The 23,519-nt window shown below is 66.3% G+C and carries 21 protein-coding genes; 6 read left to right on the top strand and 15 right to left on the bottom strand.

All coding sequences use genetic code 11. The features are described 5' to 3' along the window. Positions 1–91 precede the first annotated feature (91 nt). The 3 genes from UNPF46_RS16585 to UNPF46_RS16575 all read right to left on the bottom strand — a co-directional run bounded on the left by UNPF46_RS16585 (position 92) and on the right by UNPF46_RS16575 (position 4,553). Complete coding sequence (locus UNPF46_RS16585) at positions 92–2,317, bottom strand: PAS domain-containing hybrid sensor histidine kinase/response regulator (protein ID WP_181769964.1); 2,226 nt, start codon at positions 2,315–2,317, stop codon at positions 92–94. A gap of 121 nt (positions 2,318–2,438) precedes the next feature. After that, entirely contained in the window at positions 2,439–2,906 is a 468-nt protein-coding gene (locus UNPF46_RS16580; protein ID WP_142250713.1) for a hypothetical protein, read from the bottom strand. Positions 2,907–3,014: 108 nt separating this feature from the next. Then, complete coding sequence (locus UNPF46_RS16575; RefSeq protein WP_100175246.1) at positions 3,015–4,553, bottom strand: YifB family Mg chelatase-like AAA ATPase; 1,539 nt, start codon at positions 4,551–4,553, stop codon at positions 3,015–3,017. Between the two features lie 228 nt (positions 4,554–4,781). Here UNPF46_RS16575 and UNPF46_RS16570 point away from each other — a divergent pair, with 228 nt between their 5' ends. Together UNPF46_RS16570 and UNPF46_RS16565 are read left to right on the top strand one after the other, a co-directional pair. Then, positions 4,782–5,027 (top strand): PilZ domain-containing protein, encoded by a 246-nt coding sequence (locus UNPF46_RS16570; RefSeq protein WP_018644993.1) that lies wholly within the window; start codon positions 4,782–4,784, stop codon positions 5,025–5,027. Between the two features lie 79 nt (positions 5,028–5,106). Next, a complete protein-coding gene (locus UNPF46_RS16565) occupies positions 5,107–5,904 on the top strand; it encodes a tetratricopeptide repeat protein (protein WP_142250712.1) in 798 nt (265 codons plus the stop codon). Between the two features lie 21 nt (positions 5,905–5,925). Here the strand turns inward: UNPF46_RS16565 and UNPF46_RS16560 are convergent, their stop codons facing one another. The 7 genes from UNPF46_RS16560 to rsmI all read right to left on the bottom strand — a co-directional run bounded on the left by UNPF46_RS16560 (position 5,926) and on the right by rsmI (position 13,112). Next, a complete protein-coding gene (locus UNPF46_RS16560; protein WP_100175244.1) occupies positions 5,926–7,215 on the bottom strand; it encodes a CpaE/TadZ family protein in 1,290 nt (429 codons plus the stop codon). After that, a complete protein-coding gene (locus UNPF46_RS16555) occupies positions 7,212–7,946 on the bottom strand; it encodes a CpaD family pilus assembly protein (RefSeq protein ID WP_142250711.1) in 735 nt (244 codons plus the stop codon). The genes UNPF46_RS16560 and UNPF46_RS16555 overlap by 4 nt, the downstream gene beginning before the upstream one ends. Positions 7,947–7,998: 52 nt before the next feature. Continuing rightward, entirely contained in the window at positions 7,999–9,516 is a 1,518-nt protein-coding gene (locus UNPF46_RS16550) for a type II and III secretion system protein family protein (protein ID WP_100175242.1), read from the bottom strand. A gap of 10 nt (positions 9,517–9,526) precedes the next feature. Further along, positions 9,527–10,339, bottom strand: coding sequence for a Flp pilus assembly protein CpaB (cpaB, locus tag UNPF46_RS16545; RefSeq protein WP_100175241.1), 813 nt, complete (start codon positions 10,337–10,339; stop codon positions 9,527–9,529). A gap of 479 nt (positions 10,340–10,818) precedes the next feature. Then, a complete protein-coding gene (gshB, locus tag UNPF46_RS16535) occupies positions 10,819–11,763 on the bottom strand; it encodes a glutathione synthase (RefSeq protein ID WP_142250710.1) in 945 nt (314 codons plus the stop codon). 10 nt (positions 11,764–11,773) lie between these two features. After that, positions 11,774–12,175: a YraN family protein gene (locus UNPF46_RS16530; protein WP_100175239.1), complete on the bottom strand. Its 402-nt coding sequence runs from the start codon at positions 12,173–12,175 to the stop codon at positions 11,774–11,776. Beyond that, positions 12,162–13,112 (bottom strand): 16S rRNA (cytidine(1402)-2'-O)-methyltransferase, encoded by a 951-nt coding sequence (gene rsmI / locus UNPF46_RS16525; protein WP_142250709.1) that lies wholly within the window; start codon positions 13,110–13,112, stop codon positions 12,162–12,164. Before rsmI ends, UNPF46_RS16530 begins: the two co-directional genes overlap by 14 nt. Before the next feature lie 340 nt (positions 13,113–13,452). Here rsmI and UNPF46_RS16520 point away from each other — a divergent pair, with 340 nt between their 5' ends. Next, on the top strand, positions 13,453–14,685 hold the full coding sequence (locus UNPF46_RS16520; protein ID WP_174718746.1) for a penicillin-binding protein activator: 1,233 nt from the start codon (positions 13,453–13,455) through the stop codon (positions 14,683–14,685). 25 nt (positions 14,686–14,710) lie between these two features. Here the strand turns inward: UNPF46_RS16520 and hemW are convergent, their stop codons facing one another. The 3 genes from hemW to rph are packed head-to-tail and all read right to left on the bottom strand — an operon-like array spanning position 14,711 to position 17,211. Continuing rightward, positions 14,711–15,865 carry a radical SAM family heme chaperone HemW gene (hemW, locus tag UNPF46_RS16515; RefSeq protein WP_142250708.1) on the bottom strand — a complete coding sequence of 385 codons (1,155 nt, stop codon included), beginning with the start codon at positions 15,863–15,865 and terminating at the stop codon, positions 14,711–14,713. After that, complete coding sequence (gene rdgB, locus UNPF46_RS16510) at positions 15,852–16,487, bottom strand: RdgB/HAM1 family non-canonical purine NTP pyrophosphatase (protein ID WP_100175235.1); 636 nt, start codon at positions 16,485–16,487, stop codon at positions 15,852–15,854. The genes hemW and rdgB overlap by 14 nt, the downstream gene beginning before the upstream one ends. Before the next feature lie 10 nt (positions 16,488–16,497). Continuing rightward, a complete protein-coding gene (rph, locus tag UNPF46_RS16505; RefSeq protein ID WP_142250707.1) occupies positions 16,498–17,211 on the bottom strand; it encodes a ribonuclease PH in 714 nt (237 codons plus the stop codon). Positions 17,212–17,377: 166 nt separating this feature from the next. On the opposite strand from rph, the gene hrcA reads away from it, so the two are divergent. Next, a complete protein-coding gene (gene hrcA, locus UNPF46_RS16500) occupies positions 17,378–18,466 on the top strand; it encodes a heat-inducible transcriptional repressor HrcA (protein WP_100175233.1) in 1,089 nt (362 codons plus the stop codon). Between the two features lie 96 nt (positions 18,467–18,562). Further along, complete coding sequence (grpE, locus tag UNPF46_RS16495) at positions 18,563–19,180, top strand: nucleotide exchange factor GrpE (protein WP_142250706.1); 618 nt, start codon at positions 18,563–18,565, stop codon at positions 19,178–19,180. A 60-nt stretch (positions 19,181–19,240) separates the two neighbouring features. Here grpE and pncA read toward each other — a convergent pair whose 3' ends face one another. Together pncA and UNPF46_RS16485 are read right to left on the bottom strand one after the other, a co-directional pair. Continuing rightward, the gene (gene pncA / locus UNPF46_RS16490; protein ID WP_142250705.1) at positions 19,241–19,963 is read right to left on the bottom strand and encodes a bifunctional nicotinamidase/pyrazinamidase; all 723 of its coding nucleotides are present in this window, start codon (positions 19,961–19,963) and stop codon (positions 19,241–19,243) included. Positions 19,964–20,248: 285 nt separating this feature from the next. Then, entirely contained in the window at positions 20,249–21,190 is a 942-nt protein-coding gene (locus tag UNPF46_RS16485) for a hypothetical protein (protein WP_174718745.1), read from the bottom strand. A 395-nt stretch (positions 21,191–21,585) separates the two neighbouring features. On the opposite strand from UNPF46_RS16485, the gene dnaK reads away from it, so the two are divergent. After that, on the top strand, positions 21,586–23,487 hold the full coding sequence (dnaK, locus tag UNPF46_RS16480; protein ID WP_100175229.1) for a molecular chaperone DnaK: 1,902 nt from the start codon (positions 21,586–21,588) through the stop codon (positions 23,485–23,487). The last annotated feature ends 32 nt before the right edge of the window (positions 23,488–23,519 follow it).

Here is a 23,519-nt window from a genome sequence, read left to right as displayed (position 1 = left end):
CGGCAAATGCCCCCGGAGGATGGTGACGCGCAACGCGGCCGAATTCAATTGTCGATTGCCGGATGGGATCGCGGTTCCGCGAGAAGCCCGATCAGACGGCCAGCCGCCGCGACGCTGCCAGCCCTGCCAGCGCTTCGTCCAGCTTGTCGCGATCGAGCGGCTTGATCAGGAATCCGTTCATGCCCGCTTCGAAGCAGGCATAGCGATCTTCCACCAGCGTATTGGCGGTGAGCGCGAGGATCGGCGTGTGGTGGCCGCCCGTGGCGGCCTCATGCGCGCGGATGCGCTTGGTCGCCTCGATGCCGTCGAGCTGCGGCATCTGGATATCCATCAGCACGAGATCGTAGGGCGTGCCGGCCGATGACGCCGCGAGCCAGGATTCCAGCGCGGCCTCGCCGTGGATGGCGATGACGACGCGATGGCCGAGCTTCGTCAGCAGCGAGCGCATCAGCAGCGCGTTGATCTCGTTGTCCTCGGCGACGAGGATGGACAGGCCCTTTGCGGCTGTCGTGCCGGCAGCTTCAGCGGTCGATTCCGGCGCGAGATCGGGCGAGGCGACCTCTGGCGTCAGCGCGAGGCGGGCGGCAAGGGAGGCCGCTCGCAGCGGCTTCACCAGGAAGCCGGTGAAGGCCGGCGACAGTTTCTCATGCCGCGAGCTCGACGTCAGCAGCACGAGGCGCTGCAGCGCATGTGCGCGGGCCATTTCGCCGAGCTGGTCGGCGATGCCAGGGCCGATCGCACGATCGACCAGCAGCGCGTGCCAGGAGCGTTCCGGCAGCAGCGCTTCGGCGACCGCCGCGTCCGCAACCAGGCAGGTCTGGCCGCCCCAGCGTTCCAGGCGGCGCGCGATCAGCGAGGCCTCGATGCCGTCGGCGACGAGGAGGATCGACTTGCCGGTGAGATCGGGGCTTGGAAAGGCGGTCTGCCCCGCGCTCGCCTGCGACGGCGGAAGCGGCACTGCGATCTCGAAGGTCGAGCCCTTCCCCGGCTCGCTCGTGAGCGTGATCCGGCCGCCCATGCGCTTGACGATGCGCTCGCTGATGGCAAGGCCGAGCCCGGTGCCGCCATAGGTGCGGGCGACGCGCTTGTCGGCCTGCTCGAATTCGCGGAAGATGCGTTGCTGGGCTTCGGCTGCGATGCCGATGCCGGTGTCGCGGACCAGGAAGCTGATCTCGTTCGGCCAGATGCCGGGCTCGACGATCAGCGCCGCGCCGCCCTTGCCAGTGAACTTGATGGCGTTGCCGGCGAGATTGAGCAGCACCTGGCGCAGTCGCGCGGAATCGCCGATCACCTCCAGCGGCAGACGCTCGTCGACATAGGCAGCGATCTCGAGCTCCTTCGCCTGCGCGCGGGGCGCGAGCAGCTCGGTGATCTCTTCGACCAGGGTCGCGAGTGCGAAGGGGCGCTGCTCGAGGTCGAGCTTGCCGGCCTCGATCTTGGAATAGTCGAGCAACTCCTCGATCAGCGCCATCAAGGCTTCGCCCGAGGTCTTCACCGCCTTGGCATAGGTCGCCTGCTCCGGCGTCAGATTGGTGTCGAGCAAGAGGCCGCCCATGCCGATGATTCCGTTGAGCGGCGTGCGGATCTCGTGCGAGGCCATGGCGAGGAAGCGCGATTTGGCGCGGTTGGCCGCGTCGGCCTGGTCGCGCGCGTCGGACAGAGCGCGCTCGGTCTCGGTGCGGTCGGTGACGTCGCGTCCCACGCTCTGCAATTCGGCGGGTTGCCCGGCATCGAGGCGGACATAGCCCTCGCGCCATGCGATCCAGCGCGCGCCGAGCGGGGTTGCGATCTTCTGGTCGTGGACGCGCGTGCCGTTGCTCTCGCGCGCGCTGTCGCCCTGCTCCAGCACGTCGAAGTCGAAACGCGTGCCGACCAGCGCGTTGCGCGCCTGTCCTGCCAGCGCGCAATAGGCCTCATTGGCGAAGGTGATGCGGCCATCGGTGTCGCGCAGAACGATGAGGTCGCCCTGCTGCTCGAACAGACTGCGGGCGCGTTCTTCGGCTTCCTTCAGCTCCCAATTGCGGTCGATCAGTGCCTCGTTGTGGGCGGCGAGCGTACGCATCCGCTTGTTGACGAAACGCAGACGCATGCTCAGCGTCGCAAGGCCGAGACAGGCGAGCGCAAACAGGAAGCTCGCGCCGATCGCAAAGGCGTGGGGATCGTAGCCGGAGGTCTCGGACCGGCTGCCCGAGACGAAGCCATAGGCGCCACCGAACGTCGCCGAGAAGATCACGAAGGAGCGGATCGCAAAGGCGATGCGGGGGTGCTTTCGCCTGAAACGGCGCATGCGCACCTTGATCCGGAACGTCCGACCCATCGTCACCCCGACTATTGTCCGAAACCCCACCACTGCCGCGTGCGACGATGGCCCGTCGACCTTGCAAACAGTTTGAGGCTTCGGTGCCGCCTCCTAACAGGGTTGACGAGATATTAACGGCCTACAGCGAGGCGGCCTGGAGATGTCGATGGCCGCCATGGGCGCCGACGATCAGCGCCGCCGCCTCGCGCTGCGAGAACGACTTCGAGCGCACATAGATGCGGTAATCCGCCGGCCCGTCGGTGGAGAGATAGATCACCTGGCCGCCGTCGACGGGCTGAGCGGCAATCGAGACGAGGCGCGTCGAGGGGCTGGCCTGACAGGAGTCCGGCTCGGAACCGAGGCCGTCGTCGACCACGGCGAAGTCCGCAGCGTCCGCATCGTCGGTGATCTGAACCCGCACCGTGGCGCGCGCCGGATCTTCAGTGAAGGCGACATGCACGCCGGCGGTCCAGAACAGCGACGTGAGTTCGACCGAGGTGTCGCCCAGGGCGATGCAGGGATGCGAGACCGATCCGATTTCCGCGCGGGCGAAGACCGCAGCTGCCAACAGGGGAACCACCGAGGCCAGGATCTTGAGACGCAACATGACACTCTACTCGCCAGGCCCCGGGAACTCGCAACTGAGATGAGCGGGCCTTATGGTTTGCAGAGCGTAAAGGAAACTCGTTACCGCCGGGTTGATGCGCTTAAATGATCAAGCCAGCTGCCGCACATCCTCCGCGAGTGCGCGGTAGGACAGCGCCTCAGCCAGATGCAGCCGGCCGATCTTGTCGGCGGAATCGAGGTCGGCCAGCGTGCGCGCCACCCGCAGCACGCGGTGATAGCCGCGCGCCGACAGCCGCATCGTCTCGGCGGCCTCGCGCAGCAGTTTTTGTCCCTGCGGGTCCGGCTTTGCGATCTCCTCCAGCACGGAAGCGGGCGCCTCGGCATTGGTGCGGACTTTTGGCAGGCCGGCATCGGCGTAACGCGCGAGCTGAATGTCGCGCGCCGCCGCCACGCGCGCGGCAACCTCGGCCGATCCTTCCGTCGGCGGCGGCAGGATCAGATCGGCCGCGGTCACCGCCGGCACCTCGATGCGCAGATCGATGCGGTCCATCAGCGGACCGGAGATGCGCGCCTGGTAGTCGCCGGTGCAGCGGTCGATGCGGCCGCGCTTGCAGGCATAGCCGGGCTCGAACGCGTTGCCGCAGCGGCACGGATTCATCGCCGCGACCAGCATGAAGCGGGCAGGGTAGGTGACGCGGTGATTGGCGCGCGACACCGCGACCTCGCCGTTCTCCAGCGGCTGCCGCAGTGAATCAAGCACGCGTGGATCAAACTCCGGCAGCTCGTCGAGGAACAGCACGCCCTGATGCGCCAGCGAGATCTCGCCCGGCTTGGCGCGCATGCCGCCTCCGGTGAGGGCGGCCATGCTTGCGGAATGATGCGGCGAGCGGAACGGCCGCCGCGCCGTCAGCGCGCCGCCTTCGATCTCGCCGGCGACGGAGGCGATCATCGAGACCTCGAGCAGCTCGCCCGGCGAGAGCGGCGGCAGGATCGAGGGCAGCCGCGCCGCCAGCATCGACTTGCCGGCGCCGGGCGCGCCGATCATGAGCAGGTGGTGCCCGCCGGCAGCCGCGATCTCCAGTGCCCGCTTGGCGCTTTCCTGGCCCTTGATGTCGCGCAGGTCGAGCGTGGAGCTTGCTGCTTCATGCACCTTCGGCGAAGGACGCGACAGCACCTGCGTGCCCTTGAAATGGTTGGCGATCTGGATCAGCGATTGTGCGGCGATGATCTGGATGTCCGGGCTGGCCCAAGCGGCCTCGGAGCCGCAGGCGGCCGGGCAGATCAGTCCTTCCTCGCGCATGTTGGCGCCGATGGCGGCAGGAAGAACGCCGGCCACGGGCGCGATGGATCCGTCGAGGCCGAGCTCGCCGAGAACGGTAAAGCCGGTCAGCGCGTCCGGCGGAATCGCCCCGATCGCCGCCATCAGGCCGAGCGCGATCGGCAGGTCGTAATGGCTGCCCTCCTTGGGCAGGTCGGCCGGCGCCAGGTTGACGATGATCCGGCGCGCCGGCAGCGCCAGCCCCGAGGCGATCAGCGCCGCGCGCACCCGCTCGCGCGCCTCCGACACCGCCTTGTCCGGGAGACCGACGATGGCAAATGCCGGCAGGCCGGGGGCGACCTGCACCTGCACGTCGACCGCGCGGGCCTCGATCCCCTCAAAGGCGACGGTGGAAACCCGCTGAACCATGCTCAAACCAGCCTGCCCCTCTCGCACAATTAGGGGTAGCAGAGCCGGGCGCAGTCCGCAAGAACAATACGGGAACGCTCTGGGAGAAGCTGCAAGTCCTAACCAGTCGTAAACACGGCCGAGACACTACGCCTCGAATGCTACCCTCCGTCCTCAGCACATTCCAACGAATGTCCGCTACTCCTAGGCCTGCGGGATGGGCCGTGGTCTAACGGGTGAACAGTTCAAATGCTTGCAAATCGCCGGAGAAGCGAACGTCGGGTGTGCAGCCGGCTCGCCAAGATCCATTTTGGCGCGGGCTCGCTGCCGCGGGACTGCACCATCACCGATATCTCGGATGGCGGCGTGAAGGTCGTGGCGGAATTTCTGGAAGTGCCGCCGCAATTCACCATCATCTTCGCGCCGGACTATTCCCGCCAATGCCGCCTGCGCTGGCGCATCGGCTGCGAATTCGGTGCCGAATTCGTCGATTGAGACGCGGGGACTTCCGTCCTTAACGGGACTTTAGCGTTAATCGGCAAGCATCTCTGATCAGTCGCCGAGTGATCAGAGTATGTTCAAGCGTTTGTCCCTCGCCTTTCCGCCGGCGGGATATCTGTGTTCCGCCGTCCTGATCCTTGCCCTTGGCGGCTGCCAGACCACCGGTATCGAGGACGTCACCGGCGCGCTCGGCGGCAAGCAGGAATCCGCCGCCAAGACCAATGACAAGGCCAATGACAAGGCCCGCGGCAGGCCGGACATGGACGCCTTGCGCGAGCGTTACCGGGCCAAGCCCAGCGATCCCGCGATTGCCATCGAATACGGCAAGGCGCTGCGCGACGGCGGCCAGCGCGCTCAGGCGGTCGCGGTGCTCGAGCAGGCCGTGCTCGCCCATCCCGGCAACAAGGCGCTGCTCGCCGGCTACGGCCGCGCCCTCGCCGACAACGGCAATTTCCAGCAGGCCTTCGACGTCCTCGGCCGCGCGCATTCGCCTGAGGATCCCGATTGGCGCATCCTGTCGGCGCAGGGCGCCGCGCTCGATCAGCTCGGCCGCAACGAGGAAGCGCAGCAATATTACGCCGCGGCGTTGAAGATCGTGCCGGACGAGCCGACCGTGCTGTCCAATCTCGGCCTGTCCTATATGCTGCAGAACAATCTGCCGAGGGCCGAACAGGTGCTTGGCCGCGCTTATCAGCGCAATCAGAACGATGTGCGGGTCCGCGCCAATCTGGCGCTCGTGCTGGGATTGCAGGGCCGTGAGGCCGAGGCGGAAATCCTCGTGAAGGCAGATTTGCCGCCGGACCAGGCCGCGGCCAAGGTCACGGCGCTGCGGCAGCTGCTGGCAAAGAAGCAGCAGCGGGCGGACAAGTAGTCCGCCGCTTTTGGCGTACGCCTATGACGCCTTGCGATGCGGCGCGGAGCTGCGGCCTGATCTGCCCTTCAGCTTCTTCAAGAGCGGCTCGAGCAGCGAGCGTTTCGGCTTTTTCACCTCGCCGCGGCCGGCGAGGCGGTTCGCCATGTTCTGAAACAGCTCGGTGGTGCGGTGGTTCTTGGAGACCTCGGCGATCATCTGGCCGTTATTGGCCGCGGTCGAGAACAGCTTCGAATCGAACGGGATCACCGCGATCGGCTGGCTCTCCATGGTCTTGGCGAAAGCCTTGACCTCGATCTCGGCGCGCTTGTGCATGCCGACCTGGTTGAGGCAGTACAGCGGCGGCCGGTCGTTCGGCCGCGCCGCCTTCAGCACGCTCAGCATGTTCTTGGTGTTTCGCAGGTTCGCGAGATCGGGCTCGGCGACGATCACGATGTCGTCGGCGTTCACCAGCGCGCGCCGCGTCCAGCCGGACCATTGGTGGGGCACGTCGAGCACGATGCAGGGCGTGGTCATGCGCAGCGTATCGAACACGGCGTCGAAGGCTTCGGCGCCGAAGTCGTAGACGCGGTCGAGCGTGGCAGGCGCCGCGAGCAGGCTGAGGCGCTCGGTGCATTTGGCGAGCAGGCGTTCCATCAGCGCCGTGTCCGGGCGGTCCTGCGACAGCACCGCGTTGGCGATGCCCTGCACCGGGTCCTGGTTGTAGTCGAGGCTCGCGGTGCCGAAGGCGAGGTCGAGATCGATCACGACCGAATCGAGCGAAAGGTCGCGGGCGATGGTCCAGGCCACATTGTGCGCGACCGTGGACGCGCCGACGCCGCCCTTGGCGCCGACCACCGCGATGACGCGGCCGGTGATGATGGCCTCGGAGGCGGAGAACAGGCTGCAGATCGAGCGGACGACGTCGAGCGTTTCGACCGGGCCGACGACGTAGTCGTTGACGCCGCGGCGCACCAGCTCGCGATAGGGCGCGGTGTCGTTGGGATTGCCGATCACGACCACGCGGGTGCCGGGATCGCAGACGCCGGCGAGGTCGTCGAGCCCTTCGAGGATGTCGCGCGTGCCGTCGGATTCGATCACGATCACGTTCGGCGTCGGCATCGATTCATAGACCTCGATCGCCGCGGCAAGGCCGCCGTCCTTGGCGGTGAGGTGCGCCTTGGCAAGCCGGCGGTCCTGCCCCGCCGCGGTCACCGCGGCGAGCGTCTTCTCGGTCTCGCAAAAGGCCTGCACCGAGATGCGGGGGACCGGCGCAATGTGTTCCTCGGGGTGCCGCGGATCGTCCGCGTCGTCTTCGTGAAGCGCTGTCATTTGCCGATATCGCTGAGTTTGGCCTTGTCGGTCTCGGGTGAGGGAGTCGAGATCGCCGTACCCTTGCGGTAACGCTCGAAGGCGATGTCGCGTCGGGCGGTATAAGCGGGCGCCTCGGATCGCGGCTGCTCGAGGTCGGCGGGGTTGTCGATCATCGCCGCGAGATTGCGCTGACTGGCACAGCCCAGATTGAAATAGGGCCGGTTCTCGTTGTAGCCGGGATCGAGGATGTTGGGCCCGATATCTTCCGGCCACAGCCCGCAAGGGCCGGCCACCGCGGCGATCCTGGAATAGCTCAAGCGGATGGTGGGCAGCAGTCCGGGATCCTCAGGGCGATAGGGATGCTGCACGATGGCGCGGGACGGCACGCCGCCGGATGCGAGCAAGGAACGGATCTCCCGATAGGTCGCGGCCGCCGCGCGCGAATTCGCGGTGTCGACGGGGACGTCGACGACGACGGAGCCGGTGCCTTCGCGCACCCAGTCCCGCGCGATCCCCGCGACGTCCGAGTGCTGCGCGGCCGAAAGGCCGCCGCGCGCCTTGCCGACGAAGATGACGATCGACTTCTTGCCTTCCTGCACGGCGATCGGGTGGCGCTGGCGATAGTCGGTCGGCACCGTCTGGGTGACGATCTCGCCGGTGGTGTTGCAGGCGCCCAGCATGACGGAGAGGCCCGTCAGTGCCAGCGCGATTCTCAAGCTGCGACGTCGATCGGCAGATGTTGTCGTCATCGCCTGGTCCCCTCTTGCCCCGTGCCTTGCTCGGTCCCCAAACCGTCCGTCATCAGTCAATGATGAAGCCGAAATCACCCGGCGCTCCGTTGATCGGATCGACGCGGCGCGCGACGCCATAGAGACGGTTCATGCGGCCGAGCAGAGCGGTCTGCGCGTCCGAGGCCGGCGCGAAGCCGTCGTCGGGCCGCGACAATTCCTTCTGGGCGACCGCGCGCACCACATAGGGCGTCACGATCACCATCAACTCGGTCTCGTTGTTGACGAAGTCCTGGCTGCGGAACAGCGCACCGATGATCGGCACCTGGTCGACACCGGGCAGGCCGTTGATCGCCTGCTTGGTCTGCTGCTGGATCAGGCCGGCCATCGCCATCGAGCCGCCCGAGGGAATTTCGAGCGTGGTCTCGGCGCGGCGGGTCTGGATCGAGGGGATGGTGATCGAGCTGGTCTGGCCCGCGGACACCGCCTGCGTCACGGAGATGGCGTTCTGGTTCGACAGCTCCGAGACCTCGGTCATCACGCGCAGGCTGATACGTCCCTCGCTGAGCACGACCGGCGTGAAGTTGAGGGAGATGCCGAACTTCTTGTAGGTGATCTGGGTGGTACAGACGTGGGTGACCGGATCGCAGGAATAGCCCGCAGGGATCGGGAACTCGCCGCCCGCGATGAAAGTCGCGGACTCGCCGGAGATCGCCGTCAGGCTCGGCTCGGCCAGCGTCCGCATCACGCCGGCGCTTTCCATCGCCCGCATCGTGGCGTTGACGGTGGCCACGCCTTTTGCAAGTCCGGTAACACCGAGCCCGTTGCTGCTGACGAGCGGGCCGCCGGAGACTGAGAACGGGTTGGAGTTGTTGAAATTCACCACCGCGGTGCCGGCGTTCAGGCTGGCGCTGAGGTCGACACCGAGCTGCTTGACGATGTCGCGGCGCACTTCGCCGACGACGACCTTGAGCATCACCTGGTCGCGGCCGCGCACGACGATGTTGTTGACGACCTTCTCGGAGCCGCCGACCAGCTTGGCTGCGACGTCGCCGGCCTGCTGGGCCTCCACCGGGCTCGACACCGAGCCGGTCAGCATCACGCTGTCGCCCACGCCTTCGATCTGCACGCCCGGCAGCGATTGGCGCAGGGCCGTACGCATGCCGTTGAGGTCGCGCTTCACCGCGATGTCATAGGCGGCGACCTGCTGGCCGTCGGCGGTGAAGAACACGACGTTGGTCTGGCCGACCTGGCCGCCGATGATATAGGCACGCTGGGCCGAGCGGATCACCGCATTGGCGATCTTGGGATCGGCCACCAGCACGTCCTTGACCTCGCGCGGCAGGTCGATGACGACGGATTTGCCGACGCCGAGCGAAAGAGAACGCGTCCTCGCCGGCGCGATCGTCGCGACCGGCGACACACCGAGATCCGGCGCCTGCATCGGCGCCTGATCGCCGACCGGCGCGTCCGCAGCGCCGACGCAGTTCGGGGCCGCGAGCAGCCCCAGCATCAGCAGCGTCCCCACGAAGAACGAGCCTGCGCGCTTCCCCCGAATGCGCAGCCCCGTCCGATCATCCCCAAAGTTCATGATGTCCCCATCACTTCTGTGACGTTAGTTGCCGCGCCGGTACGCCGAAGCGGATGACGTTGACGCCATCGGTGACCTTGGCCGCCTTGTCCGCGATTGTGCCTTCCACCGCGTTGGCATCGACGATGCTGCGCAGCGCGAGCTGGAGCGTGCCGCCCTGGCGCGCGGCCGACAGCGTCGCGACCTGGTCGGGCTTGAGCTCGAGCGTTACGGTCTTGCCGACGACGGCGGTCTGGCCGTCCTTTTCCTTCGGCGCCTGGTCGATCGCGAGCACGCGGATGTTGGTCAGGATCACCTCGGACAGAATGAGGTCGTTGCCGGCCAGCGCGCCATTGGCGTCGGGATTCTTCAGGCGGCGGGTCAGGACGATGTCGACGCGATCGTTCGGCAGGATGAAGCCGCCCGCGCCGGTCTCGGCTGAAATCTCGGTGGAAACGGCGCGCATGCCCGACGGCAGGATCGCAGCCATGAAGCCGGAGCCTTCGGCCCTGACCAGCTTCTGCTCGCGGATCGGCTCGCCCTGCATCAGGGGCACGCGTGCGATCGAGCCGGCGATCTGGGTCTGGGCTTCGGGCCTGCTGTCACGGCGGATGAAGGCGCTGCTCGCGGTTGCCGCAGGCCAGGCTTGCCATTGCAGATCGTCGGGCTTGAGCGCCTGGCCGAGCTGGATGTCGTTCTTGGCGATGAGGACTTCGACCGTCGGCAGCTTCTCGGCGACGGGCGCAGCGGGCGCGGGGGCATTCTGATAGCCGCTCGCCAGATACGCAGCGACGCCGCCGGCGGCCAGCGCGATGACGAGGACGACAATGCGTGCGGTGTTCATACGCTTTTACTCATACGCGGGGCACTCGAACCGCACCTGGCGGGTTCCCCCGTGTCGATGAGTAGGGAGTAAAAGTATAAGGGGTGTTGCGAGGCCGAACGCGATCGTCGGCGGCGCTGATGGTTCTCGGCAGATGGTGAACGCGGCGTTATTAGGTCGGCCAGCGGCCCCGTAGATTCACGTAAGCGCGCTCGTGCGTTTGCACGATGGGCGCGGCGTCATGGTGAACGGGGGGTTAGTGATGCGGACGTTTGCGGTCACGGCACGATCGCAGCGAGCTGCGCCGACACTGGTGATCCGTCATCCTGAGGTGCGAGGCTTGCGATGCATTGCATCGCAAGGTGAGCCTCGAAGGATGCGCGGCCGGGATGCAGCCGGGCCGTCGCCCTTCGAGGGCCGCTGAAGGAGCGGCCACCTCAGGGTGACGGTGATGGAGTCGCGTAGCCCGGATGGAGCGCAGCGCAATCCGGGCTACGTAGCTACTTCGCCCGCTTCTGTTCGACCACGTCCCAGATCTTCGCCGCGACGTCGGGGCCGCCGAGCCGCGCGATGGCGCGGATGCCGGTCGGGGAGGTCACGTTGATCTCGGTGAGATTGCCGTTGATGACGTCGATGCCAACGAACAACAGGCCGCGCTCGCGCAGCGCCGGGCCGACGGTGGCGCAGATCTCGCGCTCGCGCGGGGTGAGCTCGGTCTCCTGCGCCGCGCCGCCGCGGACCATGTTGGAGCGGAGATCGTCGGCGGCCGGCACGCGGTTCACCGCGCCGGCGAACTCGCCGTTGACCAGGATGATGCGCTTGTCGCCGTGCCTCACCTCGGGGATGAACTGCTGGATCACCCAGGCTTCCTTGAACGTCACCGAGAACATGTCGAACAGCGAGCCGAAATTCATGTCCTGCGGCATCACGCGGAACACTGCCGCGCCGCCATGGCCGTGCAGTGGCTTCATGACGACGGCGCCATGCTTGTCGCGGAACGCGTTGATCTCGTCGAGATCGCGTGAGATCAGCGTCGGTGGCATCAGCTGCGGAAAATTCATCACGAACAGCTTTTCCGGCGCGTTGCGCACCGAGGCCGGATCGTTGACCACCAGCGTCTTCGGATGGATGCGCTCCAGGAAGTGCGTCGAGGTGATGTAGGCGAGGTCGAACGGCGGGTCCTGGCGCAGCAGCACCACGTCAAAGCCGTTCAGCGCCTCGCGCTTCGGCTCGCCGAGCGTGAAATGATTGCCCGGCTCGTCGCGCACCGTCAGCAGCTGGACCGGGGCGACGATCTCCTCGCCAACCATCGAGAGCTTGTCGGGCGTGTAATAGGACAGGCCATGGCCGCGTTTCTGCGCCTCCAGGAGCAGCGCGAAGGTGGAATCGCCCTTGATGTTGATCCGGGCGATGGGGTCCATCTGGACGGCGACGTTGAGTTTCATGGTCTGCCTTTCAGGTCGAGGCGTCGAATGCCGCCAACACATGGCGCGGAAGTGAGCGCGGCGCAATCAGCATGGCGTCGAATCGCAATTCGAATTCGGCATGCTCGGGATGCGCTACGAGCCAGCCTTGCGCGGCGTCGATGATGCGCTGCTGCTGGCGCGGGGTCACCGCATAGGCGGCGTCATCGAGGCTGGCGCGGGCCTTGACCTCGACGAAGGCGATCAGGTTGCGTCGTCGCGCCACGAGGTCGATCTCGCCATGCGGCGTGCGGAAACGCTTGGCGAGGATGCGATAGCCCTTGGCCATGAGATAGGCGGCGGCGCGGCTTTCGGCCGAGATGCCGGTACGGAACGCGGCGACGCGCTCGGGCGAGGCGATCTTGGGTTCCTTCGGAACCTCAGCCTTCGCCATCGCCGCCTCGCAGATCCTTTGCGAGCTCGAGTGCGCGGGCATAGACCTCGCGGCGCGGCCGGCCCGAGAGCGCGACGGCATGCGCGACGGCATCCTTGACACTGTGCGCGGCGAGTTGCTCGCGCAGGAGGTTGTCGAGCGCATCCGATGCGAGCACATTGGCGTCGGCCGCTGGCGGAGCGATCACCAGAACGAATTCACCGCGCGTCTCCGGCGCGTCGGCTTGTCGCGCGAGCTCGGCGAGCGGTGCGCGCCTGACCTCCTCGTGCAATTTCGTGAGCTCGCGGCAGACCGCGGCCTCTCGCTCCCCCATGATCTCGGCCAGATCGGTCAAGGTGGCCTGCATCCGGTTGCCGGATTCGAACATCACCAATGTCGCGTCGATCCGCGCAAGCTCGGCCAGCCGCGCGCGGCGCGCCGCAGATTTCGCCGGCAGGAAACCTTCGAAAAAGAAGCGGTCGGTCGGCAGTGCCGCCACCGACAAGGCCGCCAGGACCGAGGATGGGCCGGGCAGCGCATGTACTGCATGGCCGGCGGCGCAGACCTCGCGCACCAGCTTGAAGCCGGGATCGGAGATCAGCGGCGTGCCGGCGTCCGAGACCAGCGCGACCGAGCCGCCTGCCGCAAGTACCTCCAGGATCTTTGGCCGGGCGGCCTCGGCGTTGTGCTCGTGATATTGCTTGAGCTGGCTCGCAATGGCGTAGCGCTCGGTCAGGCGCCGCGTGATGCGGGTGTCTTCGCAGAAGATGACATCGACGCCGGCGAGCGTTTGAAGCGCGCGCAGCGTGATATCACCGAGATTGCCGATCGGGGTCGCGACCAGATGGAGGCCCGGTGCCGCCTTGGGCGCCGGAAGCCGATGGGCATCGATGGAGAAACCGCGCGAGGCGGTGTCTTGGGCTTCAGGCGTATTTATCGGAGCCGGCTTTGCGCGCATAATGAAGTCAACTTAGGCACGATCCCGAGGGCTGGGAACCGGCTCTTCGAAAAAGATCGTGCCGAGGCAAGGGGCGAGGAAAGACTGGAATGTGATCCGACAAGCGTCACATTCCCGAGGGAATGAAGCACCAGCGTCATATTCACGGCGGAAAGGCCGCCTTGATGCTGGGTAGGGACGGCGGACAGCTAGCCAGGACTTTAAGGTGCGGCCGCGTTAAGCGGTTATTATCCTTTTGTTTTAGTTAACTATTTGCCGACAATATGCCTGAATCCGCGGCTTGTGTCGCGGGACGAGTGTTGTGACCGGCTGGCGATCGCTGGTCAGAAGAGAAGCTGCCATGCTGGGCCCGCGCGATTTGAAGTCTCCCGTTCAGGGGCCCCGGATGCCAGGGGCGACCCGGCGGAGTGCACTCGGCCTGCTGCTTGGCACACCCCTGCTATCGGCCTGCGCCGGGGTGCAGCAGAGTCTCAGCCAGTTCTCCAACCCGTTCTCGAGCTCACCGCCTCCGGCCCAGCCGGCGGGTCCCCCGCAACAGGGGACGACCGCGGGCACCGGCGGGGTCAAGGTCGCCGTCATCCTGCCGCTCTCGGCTGCGGGCAATGCCGGCCTTGCCGCGCAATCCATGCGCAATGCCGCCGAGATGGCGCTGGCCGAGTTCCAGAATCCGAACATCCAGCTCCTGATCAAGGACGACAATGGCAGCCCGCAAGGCGCACAGGCCGGTGCGCAGCAGGCCGTTGACGAGGGCGCCGAGATCATTCTGGGACCGTTGTTCGCGCAGTCGGTGCCGGCGGTGGCCCAGGTCGCACGCACGCGCGGCATTTCCGTCATCGCGTTCTCGACCGATTCCAGCATCGCCGGCCGCGGCGTCTATCTGCTGTCCTTCCTGCCGGAGTCCGACGTCAATCGCATCGTCGAATATTCCGCCAGCATCGGAAAGCGCTCGGTTGCCGTGCTGGTGCCCGACAACGCCTATGGCAATGTCGTCGAAGCCGCGGTGAAGGCGGCGGTGCCGCGCCGTGGCGGGCGCATCGTCGCCTTCGAGAAATACGGCGCCGATCGCGCCACGCCGGCGCGCACCGTGGCGCAGCAGCTGGGCGGTGCCGATGCGCTGTTCATTGCCGACGACGGCGATGCCGTTGTCACCGTTGCGGATGCGATGACGGCCGCGGGCGCGAATTTGCGCAACATCCAGCTGCTCGGCACCGGCCTGTGGGATAATCCCCGCGTCTATGCCAGCCCGGCGCTTCAGGGCGGGCTTTACGCCGCGCCGGATCCCGCCGGCTTCCGCGCTTTCTCCGGCCGCTATCGCACCAAATACGGCGCCGAGCCGATCCGCACCGCGACGCTGGCCTATGATGCGGTCGCGCTCGTCGCCGCGCTCGCGCGCACGCAAGGCACCACGCGCTTCTCGCCCGACGTGCTGACCAACCCTTCCGGCTTCGCCGGCATCGACGGCCTGTTCCGTTTCCGCGCCGACGGCACCAACGAGCGCGGCCTTGCGGTGATGAAGGTGACGCAGGGTGGCGGCGTTGCGGTCGCCGGCTCGCCAAAGAGTTTTGGGGCGTAGCTCAGGACAACGGCTGTAGGTTGCGTTAGGCCGCGAGATCCGCGACCACCGCATCCAGCACGGGAAAACCGCTGCTCGTTACGCGCAGTCGTCCCGTCGCATCGACGGTGATCGCACCTTCCTCGCGCAACAGTGCGATGCGCTTGGGATCGAGCGGGCGGCCCGAGAGTGCCTTGTAGCGCTCGGGGTCGATGCCTTCGGCGAGGCGCAATCCCATCAGCAAAAATTCGTCGGCGCGTTCTTCGCTATTGAGGAGATCGTCGGTGACCACGCCGTGGCCGTTGGTCTCGACCCGCATCAGCCAGGCCTCGGGACGCTTCTCGGTGGCGGTGGCGTGTCTGATGCCGTCGATGTCGAGCCGCCCGTGCGCGCCGGGGCCGATGCCGGCATATTCCTCGCCGCGCCAGTAGACCAGATTGTGCCGGCATTCGGCGCCGCGCCGCGCGTGATTGGAGATCTCGTAGGCGGGCAGGCCGAGCTTGTCGCAGGTCTCCTGCGTGACGTCGTAGAGCGCGCGCGCGAGCGCTTCATCCGGCGTCTTCAACTTGCCGGCCTGGTGCAGGCCGAAGAACGGCGTGCCTTCCTCGATCGTCAATTGATAGAGCGACAGGTGCTCGGCGGCCTCGCTCACCGCGAGCCGAAGTTCATCGGCCCACATCGCCGGCGTCTGGTCGGGCCGGGCGTAGATCAGGTCGAACGAATAGCGGTCGAACGAGCGGCGCGCGATGGCGACGGCATCGAGCGCTTCGCGCGCGCTGTGCATGCGGCCCAGCGCTTTGAGCGAGGCATCATCGAGCGCCTGCACGCCGAGCGAGACGCGGTTGACGCCGGCTGCGCGATAGCCGGCAAAGCGCGTGGCCTCGACGCTGGTCGGGTTCGCTTCCAGCGTGACTTCGGCGTCCTTCGCAACGGTCCAGTGCTTGCTGATGGCGTCAAGCACCGCGCCGACGGTTGCGGGCTGCATCAGCGACGGTGTGCCGCCGCCGAGGAAGATCGAGGTGACCTCGCGGCCGGGCGCGCGTTCGGCGGTCGTCGCGATCTCGCGCGCGAAGGCGGACGCAAACCGCGCCTCGTCGATCGCGGCGTGGCGGACATGGCTGTTGAAGTCGCAATAAGGACACTTCGACAGGCAGAACGGCCAGTGCACGTAAACGCCGAAAGCTTGGTTAGCGTGGCTCAAGGCAGATCTCCGCCAGTTTCACGAAGGCGCGGGCCCGGTGCGACAGGCCGAGGCCGAGCGGCGGCAGGCCGTGCTTCTCGATGCTTTCCATCTCGCCGAAGGTGCGATCGTGACCGTTGGGCAGGAACATCGGATCGTAACCAAAGCCGGCGGTGCCGCGTGGCGGCCACACCAGCGTGCCGTCGACGCGGGCCTCGACCTCTTCGAGATGATCGTCGGGCCAGGCGACGCAGAGCGCGGAGACGAAATGCGCGGTGCGCTTTGCGGGCGTGGTGGCACCACGCTCCTGCAGCAGGCGCTCGATCTGCGCCATCGCCGCGTTGAAATCCTTGGACGGACCGGCCCAGCGCGCGCTGTAGATTCCGGGCGCGCCGTCGAGCGCATCGACCACGATGCCGGAATCGTCGGCGAAGGACGGAAGCCCGGTCGCCTGCGCCGCCGCGATTGCCTTGATCGCGGCGTTGCTGCGGAAATCGTCGCCGGTCTCGTCCGGTTCGGCGAGGCCGAGCTCGCCGGCCGACACCGCCTCGACGCCGTGAGGCGCCAAAAGCTCCCGCATCTCGGCCAGCTTGCCGGGATTATGGGTTGCGATGACGAGCTTTCCGGTGATTCGGCGGTGCATGGCTTATTGACTACGCCACGGCCAGCTTCTGCAAGTCCACCAGCCGCGCAATGCCCTTCTGCGCCAGCGCCATCAGCGCCAGGAACTCGTCCTGGGTGAACGGCTCGCGCTCCGCGGTGCCCTGCACCTCGACGATGCGGCCGTCGCCGGTCATGACGAAATTGGCGTCGGTCTGCGCTTCCGAATCCTCGGCATAGTCGAGATCGAGCACCGGCGTGCCGTTGTAGATGCCGCAGGAGATCGCGGCGACGTTGTCGCGCATCACGTTGGCCTTGATCATGTTGCGCGCCTTCATCCAGTTGATGCAGTCGGCGAGCGCGACCCAGGCGCCGGTGATCGAGGCCGTGCGGGTGCCGCCGTCGGCCTGGAGCACGTCGCAATCGACCGTGATCTGGCGCTCGCCGAGCGCTTCGAGGTCGACGATGGTGCGAAGCGCGCGGCCGATCAGGCGCTGGATCTCGACGGTGCGGCCGCTCTGCTTGCCGGCGGCGGCCTCGCGGCGGGTGCGTTCGGAGGTCGCGCGCGGCAGCATGCCGTATTCGGCGGTGACCCAGCCGCGGCCCTGGCCCTTCAGCCATGGCGGCAGGCGGTCTTCCAGCGTGGCGGTGACCAGCACATGGGTGTCGCCGAATTTCACCAGGCACGAGCCTTCCGCATATTTGACCACGCCGCGCTCCAGGGTGACGGGGCGCAGTTCGTCGGGCGCACGGCCGCTTGGCCGCATGGGAAATCCTCCAAAACTCACGGGAAAGGCTGTTGGCGGTGCTTGTAGGTGGGGTGGGGGTGCGCGGCAAGGTCTTTTCACCCCTGTTTTCGGGTCCGCGAACGCGGCGCTTGTCAGAACCCTCGGGGATATACAAATTACAAGTATCTGAGAGGAGTTACCGTCTGTGGCCCATCACGATCCGATCCATCTGATCGCGCCGCGCGCAGGCCTTGCCCAGCTCAACGAGCGTTCCCGCGACATCTTTCGTCAAATTGTCGAAAGTTATCTCGCGACCGGTGAGCCGGTGGGCTCCCGCAACATTTCCCGCCTGATCGCCATGCCGCTATCGCCGGCCTCGGTCCGCAACGTCATGGCCGATCTGGAACAGCTCGGCCTGATCTATGCGCCGCACACCTCCGCCGGCCGGTTGCCGACGGAACTCGGCCTGCGCTTCTTCGTCGATGCCTTGATGCAGGTCGGCGACCTCAACGAGGCCGAACGGCAGTCGATCCAGAGCCAGCTCACGTCCGTCGGTCAGGCGCACTCGGTCGAGGCCGCGCTGGACCAGGCGCTGACGCGGCTGTCCGGACTGACGCGAGCGGCGGCGGTGGTGTTGACGCCCAAATCCAATGCGCGGCTGAAGCACATCGAATTCGTCCGCCTGGAACCTGAAAAGGCCCTGGTGATCCTGGTCGGCGAGGACGGCCAGGTCGAGAACCGCGTGCTGACGCTGCCCCCTGGGGTTCCCTCGTCGGCGATCACCGAAGCCGGCAATTTCCTCAATGCGCGGATTCGCGGCCGGACGCTGGCCGAGGCGCGGCTCGAGCTCGAGACAGCGCTTGGCGAGGCCCGCGCCGAGCTCGATCAGCTGACGCAGAAGGTGATTTCGGCCGGCATCGCCAGCTGGTCCGGCGGCGAGAACGAGGACCGCCAGCTCATCGTCCGCGGCCACGCCAATCTGCTGGAAGATCTGCACGCGTTGGAGGATCTGGAGCGGGTGCGCCTGTTGTTCGACGACCTCGAGACCAAGCGGGGCGTGATCGACCTGCTCGGCCGTGCCGAGACCGCCGAGGGCGTGCGCATCTTTATCGGTTCGGAGAACAAACTGTTTTCCCTGTCGGGCTCCTCCACCATCATCTCGCCCTATCGGGATGCCGCCGGCCACATCGTCGGCGTTCTCGGCGTGATCGGCCCGACGCGGCTGAATTATGCCCGCGTGATCCCGACCGTGGATTATGCCGCCCGCATCGTCAGTCGCCTGCTGGGGGGCTGACCGGCGTTTGATCCGATCACGGGCGCTTGATTTTCGCTGCTCAAAGCACGATATCCGGGCCAACAATCCCTGGAAACGAGTTCGAGATTACAGCCGATGACCGATCGAGACCGGCAACCCGAAGACGCGGCCGCGCCGACTGGCGAGCCCGTGGTGTCGAAGCCCTACATCATGCCCGACGATCCCGAGCCCGGCTCGGTCGAAACCCTGCAGAAGGAAGTCGCCGAGGCGCGCGACCGTGTGCTGCGGACGCTGGCCGAGATGGAGAATCTGCGCAAGCGCACCACGAAGGAAGTCGCCGACGCCCGCCTCTACGGCATCACCGGCTTTGCCCGTGACGTGCTCGACATCGCCGACAATCTCCAGCGTGCGCTCGATGCCGTTCCGGCCGAGGCGCGTGCCGCCGCCGATCCCGGACTGACCTCGCTGATCGAGGGCGTCGAGCTTACCGAGCGCGCGCTGCTCAGCGCGCTGGAGAAGCACGGCGTGAAGAAGCTCGATCCGCAGGGCCAGAAGTTCGACCCGAACTTTCACCAGGCAATGTACGAAGTGCCCGATGCGTCGGTGCCGTCGGGCACGGTCGTGCAGATCATGCAGGCCGGCTACACCATCGGCGATCGCGTGCTGCGCCCGGCTCTCGTCGGTGTCGCCAAGGGCGGCGCAAAACCCGCGCCGGCCGCGAACAACAACGAGTCGAGCGGCGCGCCGAATTGAGTTTTGGCGTCATTCCGGGTTCGGCTCCTCCAGCCGCCCCGGAATGGCAGCTCGGAAATCCTACGCGTTCACCGCGATATCACCCGATTGAATCCGCTTCACGCCGGCCTTGGCCATGTCGGCCCAGGCCTTTGCCAGCGAGCCCTGGGTATCGATGCCGCGGCAGGCGTCTTCCACCACATAGACCTCGAAGCCCGCCTTGCGCGCGTCCAGCGCGGTCCAGGCGACGCAGAAGTCTGTCGCGAGCCCGGCGACGAAGACACGCTTGATCTTGCGGCCCTTCAAATATCCCGCAAGGCCCGTCGAGGTCTTGCCGTCGGCTTCGAGGAAGGCCGAATAGCTGTCGACGTCCTTGTGAAAGCCCTTGCGGATGATGAGTTCGGCGTGGGGGATGGACAGGTCCTTCGACAGTGAGGCGCCGTCGGTGCCCTGCACGCAATGGTCAGGCCACAGCACCTGCTTGCCGTAGGGAAGGTCCACGGTCTCGAACGGCTTCTTGCCGGAATGTACCGACGCAAACGAGACGTGGCCCGGCGTGTGCCAGTCCTGCGTCATCACCACGTTCGCAAACGCCTTCGAGATCTTGTTGATGACCGGCACCACCTGCTCGCCTTCCTTTACGGCGAGGCTGCCGCCCGGCAGGAAGCAGTTTTGCACGTCGATCACGAGCAGCGCGGAGCTTTCGTCCGGCTTGATCGATGTCGCTGCAAAGAGTGCGGTCGGCGCGAGGGTCGCCAGCGCCGTCGTGCCCAGCGCCGCGAGGATTTGTCGTCGATCGAGCATCGTTCGCCTCCCCTTAGGATGATCCAACGGAAGCGAAGCCTAGTTCCGTTCGTATACGAACAGAAGCCTGAAAATGCGGCCGGCTTTGGTGATGGGTTGGGCTGACAAGCCAACAGCATCGTCATCCCGGGGCGCGCAAAGCGCGAGCCCGGGATCCATAACCACAGGGAGGAGTTTGGCGAATACCTCTTGTAACCGCGAGATCACGCGGTATGGATCCCCGCCCCCCGTGCGCAATTGCGCAACTAGGCGGGGACGACACCGAGTGTGTAGGGCCGCCTCAACCTAGCCCTTCGGCTGAATCCCGTCGCGCACGGCGCGGAAGCGGGTGAAGGCGGCCTGCCACTGCTCGCGCGGGGCGCTGGCGATGATGCGGAGCGAGGCGCCGCCGCTCGAGAAGCGGATCCACTGCACCACGGTGACCGGGGTCTTGTCCTTGCCGCTGATGCCGTCGATCCGGGTCTCGAAGCCCTGCTGGCCGTTGATGCGGATCGGCTCGGACATGGTGACGCGGGATTCGCGCACGCCCGGGATCTGCAGCGCCGCCTCCTGGGCGAAGCGGGCGCGGTCGTCGGCGGCCTGCGGCGTGGCGCCGATCAGGCCGAGGATCATAAACGGCTTCGATTCATAACCGGTGCTCTCGTCGCCGTCGGCGAGGATGATGCTGGAGCCCGGCGCCAGCGTGCGGATGTCCTTGAAGTCGGCGAGATCGGTGATCTTGAACGGCATCAGCGCGATCTGCTCCTCGGCCGAGACCTGCTTGCGGGTCGCGGCGCTGGCAAACATCTGCCGCACCGCCTCGTCCGTGTAGATCTTGGTCGCGTTCTCCGGGATCTGCACCGCGACATAGCCGGAGAAGCCGGCGCCCGGCACGATCATCGAATAGCGCTTCACCGGGGTCTCCCCGGCCTTGCCGCTCTCGGTGGTGAAATAGGCGAGGCCCGCGGGCGTCTCGATCTTGTCCTGCTTGACGCCATTGGCGCCGGTCGGATTGGAGTTGAAGGCGCTCACGACCTCGCCATAGGCCGCCGGCGGCAGCTCGGTGATCAGCACCTTGACGCTGCCGTCCTCGCTTTCGAAGCCCGGAAAGGTCTTGGCCGTGTTGAGGCCGACCAACGGCACCATGCCGAGGCGCAAGCCGGGCGGAAACACGGCGTCGGCGGCGAGGGCCGGAAACGCGGAGCTAACGAGAAGGGCGAGCGCGGCGAGGGGACGGATCAGCTTCATGGGCACCCTGATTGGTTCACATTGAGGCCGTTCGATGGTGGTCCACCGGGCCGCTTTGTCGCGCGCAGCAGCTCTGGTGGCTGCCCCGGCCGGTCCGCCTTTTACCGGGTTTGGGCTTGCGGCAACAGGGCGGGCCGGCTTGCGGTAGCGGGGGCTTGCTGATGCCCGGACCTGTTAATAATTCCTCACCCGCAAGGGCGGTGAAGCCCGGATATGGCCTTTCAAAACCCGATGTTTTCGCGGCAGAAACCTAGCTGCGGTCCTTGCGGGCCCCTCCCCCCCTCCTATATGAGCGTCAACCATCGCAATATCGCGAATGTTTGATCTTAGGGGGTTTCGGTTCGGGTGCCTTCTGGGCCCAGCCAACCTGCCGCAAAAAGAAGGATATCAGGACCATGGGAAAGGTCATTGGGATCGACCTCGGCACCACGAATTCGTGCGTCGCCGTGATGGATGGCAAGAACGCCAAAGTCATCGAGAATTCCGAAGGCATGCGGACGACGCCTTCGATCGTCGCCGTCACGGACGACGGTGAGCGCCTCGTCGGCCAGCCGGCCAAGCGCCAGGCCGTCACCAATCCCGAGCGCACCTTCTTCGCAGTGAAGCGCCTGATCGGCCGCCGCTACGACGACCCGATGGTCGAGAAGGACAAGAAGCTCGTCCCCTACAAGATCGTCAAGGCTTCCAACGGCGACGCCTGGGTCGAGGCCGACGGCCAGACCTACTCGCCCTCGCAGGTCTCGGCCTTCATCCTTCAGAAGATGAAGGAGACCGCGGAAGCCCATCTCGGCCAGAAGGTCGACCAGGCCGTCATCACCGTTCCCGCCTACTTCAACGACGCCCAGCGCCAGGCGACCAAGGACGCCGGCAAGATCGCGGGCCTCGAAGTGCTGCGCATCATCAACGAGCCGACCGCGGCTGCGCTGGCCTATGGCCTCGACAAGACCAAGGCCGGCACGATCGCCGTGTACGACCTCGGCGGCGGCACCTTCGATATCTCCATTCTCGAAATCGGTGACGGCGTGTTCGAGGTGAAGTCGACCAACGGCGACACCTTCCTCGGCGGCGAAGATTTCGACATGCGCCTCGTCGGCTACCTCGCCGATGAATTCCAGAAGGAGCAGGGCATCAACCTGCGCAACGACAAGCTGGCGTTGCAGCGCCTGAAGGAAGCCGCTGAAAAGGCCAAGATCGAGCTGTCGTCGACGACGCAGACCGAGATCAACCTGCCCTTCATCACCGCGGACCAGACCGGCCCGAAGCATCTGACGATGAAGCTCACCCGCGCCAAGTTCGAGGCGCTGGTCGACGACCTCGTGCAGAAGACCGTCGAGCCTTGCCGCAAGGCGCTGAAGGATGCCGGCGTCACCGCCGGTGAGATCGGCGAAGTCGTCCTGGTCGGCGGCATGTCGCGCATGCCGAAGGTCCAGGAAGTCGTGAAGCAGCTGTTCGGCAAGGAGCCGCACAAGGGCGTCAACCCGGACGAGGTCGTGGCGATCGGTGCCGCGATCCAGGCCGGCGTGCTCCAGGGCGACGTCAAGGACGTGCTGCTGCTCGACGTGACCCCGCTGTCGCTGGGCATCGAGACGCTGGGCGGCGTGTTCACCCGCATCATCGACCGCAACACCACGATCCCGACCAAGAAGAGCCAGGTGTTCTCGACCGCCGAGGACAACCAGAACGCGGTCACCATCCGCGTCTTCCAGGGCGAGCGTGAAATGGCGGCCGACAACAAGATGCTCGGTCAGTTCGACCTGATGGGCATTCCGCCGGCTCCGCGCGGCATGCCGCAGATCGAGGTGACCTTCGACATCGACGCCAACGGCATCGTCAACGTGTCGGCCAAGGACAAGGCCACGGGCAAGGAGCAGCAGATCCGCATCCAGGCCTCCGGCGGTCTGTCGGAAGCCGACATCGAGAAGATGGTCAAGGACGCCGAGGCCAATGCCGAGGCGGACAAGAAGCGCCGCGAGGCCGTCACCGCCAAGAACGAGGCGGATGGTCTGGTGCATTCGACCGAGAAGGCTTTGGCCGAGCACGGTTCGAAGGTTGCCGAAACCGAGCGCCGCGCCATCGAGGATGCCGTCAGCGACCTCAAGGAAGCGCTGAAGGGCGACGATGCCGAGGCGATCAAGGCCAAGACCCAGACGCTGGCGCAGGCTTCGATGAAGCTCGGCGAGGCCATGTACAAGCAGCAGGCCGAGGCCGACGCCAAGAAGGATGCGGCCAAGGACGACGTCGTCGACGCGGAGTTCACCGAGGTCGACGACGACAAGAACAACAAGAAGTCCGCCTGAGCCCCGAGAGGGTGACATGCGGACGGCTTGGA

Source organism: Bradyrhizobium sp. UNPF46, assembly GCF_006658625.1.
Lineage (GTDB): Bacteria > Pseudomonadota > Alphaproteobacteria > Rhizobiales > Xanthobacteraceae > Bradyrhizobium > Bradyrhizobium nitroreducens.
This window is presented reverse-complemented; position numbering and strand designations above follow the sequence as displayed.

What these genes read in the sequence shown, in the direction of transcription:
- UNPF46_RS16585 (WP_181769964.1), bottom strand. Translation starts at nt 2,317, where the DNA reads ATGGGTCGGACGTTCCGGATCAAGGTGCGCATGCGCCGTTTCAGGCGA.
- UNPF46_RS16580 (WP_142250713.1), bottom strand. Translation starts at nt 2,906, where the DNA reads ATGTTGCGTCTCAAGATCCTGGCCTCGGTGGTTCCCCTGTTGGCAGCT.
- UNPF46_RS16575 (WP_100175246.1), bottom strand. Translation starts at nt 4,553, where the DNA reads ATGGTTCAGCGGGTTTCCACCGTCGCCTTTGAGGGGATCGAGGCCCGC.
- UNPF46_RS16570 (WP_018644993.1), top strand. Translation starts at nt 4,782, where the DNA reads ATGCTTGCAAATCGCCGGAGAAGCGAACGTCGGGTGTGCAGCCGGCTC.
- UNPF46_RS16565 (WP_142250712.1), top strand. Translation starts at nt 5,107, where the DNA reads ATGTTCAAGCGTTTGTCCCTCGCCTTTCCGCCGGCGGGATATCTGTGT.
- UNPF46_RS16560 (WP_100175244.1), bottom strand. Translation starts at nt 7,215, where the DNA reads ATGACAGCGCTTCACGAAGACGACGCGGACGATCCGCGGCACCCCGAG.
- UNPF46_RS16555 (WP_142250711.1), bottom strand. Translation starts at nt 7,946, where the DNA reads ATGACGACAACATCTGCCGATCGACGTCGCAGCTTGAGAATCGCGCTG.
- UNPF46_RS16550 (WP_100175242.1), bottom strand. Translation starts at nt 9,516, where the DNA reads ATGAACTTTGGGGATGATCGGACGGGGCTGCGCATTCGGGGGAAGCGC.
- cpaB (WP_100175241.1), bottom strand. Translation starts at nt 10,339, where the DNA reads ATGAACACCGCACGCATTGTCGTCCTCGTCATCGCGCTGGCCGCCGGC.
- gshB (WP_142250710.1), bottom strand. Translation starts at nt 11,763, where the DNA reads ATGAAACTCAACGTCGCCGTCCAGATGGACCCCATCGCCCGGATCAAC.
- UNPF46_RS16530 (WP_100175239.1), bottom strand. Translation starts at nt 12,175, where the DNA reads ATGGCGAAGGCTGAGGTTCCGAAGGAACCCAAGATCGCCTCGCCCGAG.
- rsmI (WP_142250709.1), bottom strand. Translation starts at nt 13,112, where the DNA reads ATGCGCGCAAAGCCGGCTCCGATAAATACGCCTGAAGCCCAAGACACC.
- UNPF46_RS16520 (WP_174718746.1), top strand. Translation starts at nt 13,453, where the DNA reads ATGCTGGGCCCGCGCGATTTGAAGTCTCCCGTTCAGGGGCCCCGGATG.
- rdgB (WP_100175235.1), bottom strand. Translation starts at nt 16,487, where the DNA reads ATGCACCGCCGAATCACCGGAAAGCTCGTCATCGCAACCCATAATCCC.
- rph (WP_142250707.1), bottom strand. Translation starts at nt 17,211, where the DNA reads ATGCGGCCAAGCGGCCGTGCGCCCGACGAACTGCGCCCCGTCACCCTG.
- grpE (WP_142250706.1), top strand. Translation starts at nt 18,563, where the DNA reads ATGACCGATCGAGACCGGCAACCCGAAGACGCGGCCGCGCCGACTGGC.
- pncA (WP_142250705.1), bottom strand. Translation starts at nt 19,963, where the DNA reads ATGCTCGATCGACGACAAATCCTCGCGGCGCTGGGCACGACGGCGCTG.
- UNPF46_RS16485 (WP_174718745.1), bottom strand. Translation starts at nt 21,190, where the DNA reads ATGAAGCTGATCCGTCCCCTCGCCGCGCTCGCCCTTCTCGTTAGCTCC.
- dnaK (WP_100175229.1), top strand. Translation starts at nt 21,586, where the DNA reads ATGGGAAAGGTCATTGGGATCGACCTCGGCACCACGAATTCGTGCGTC.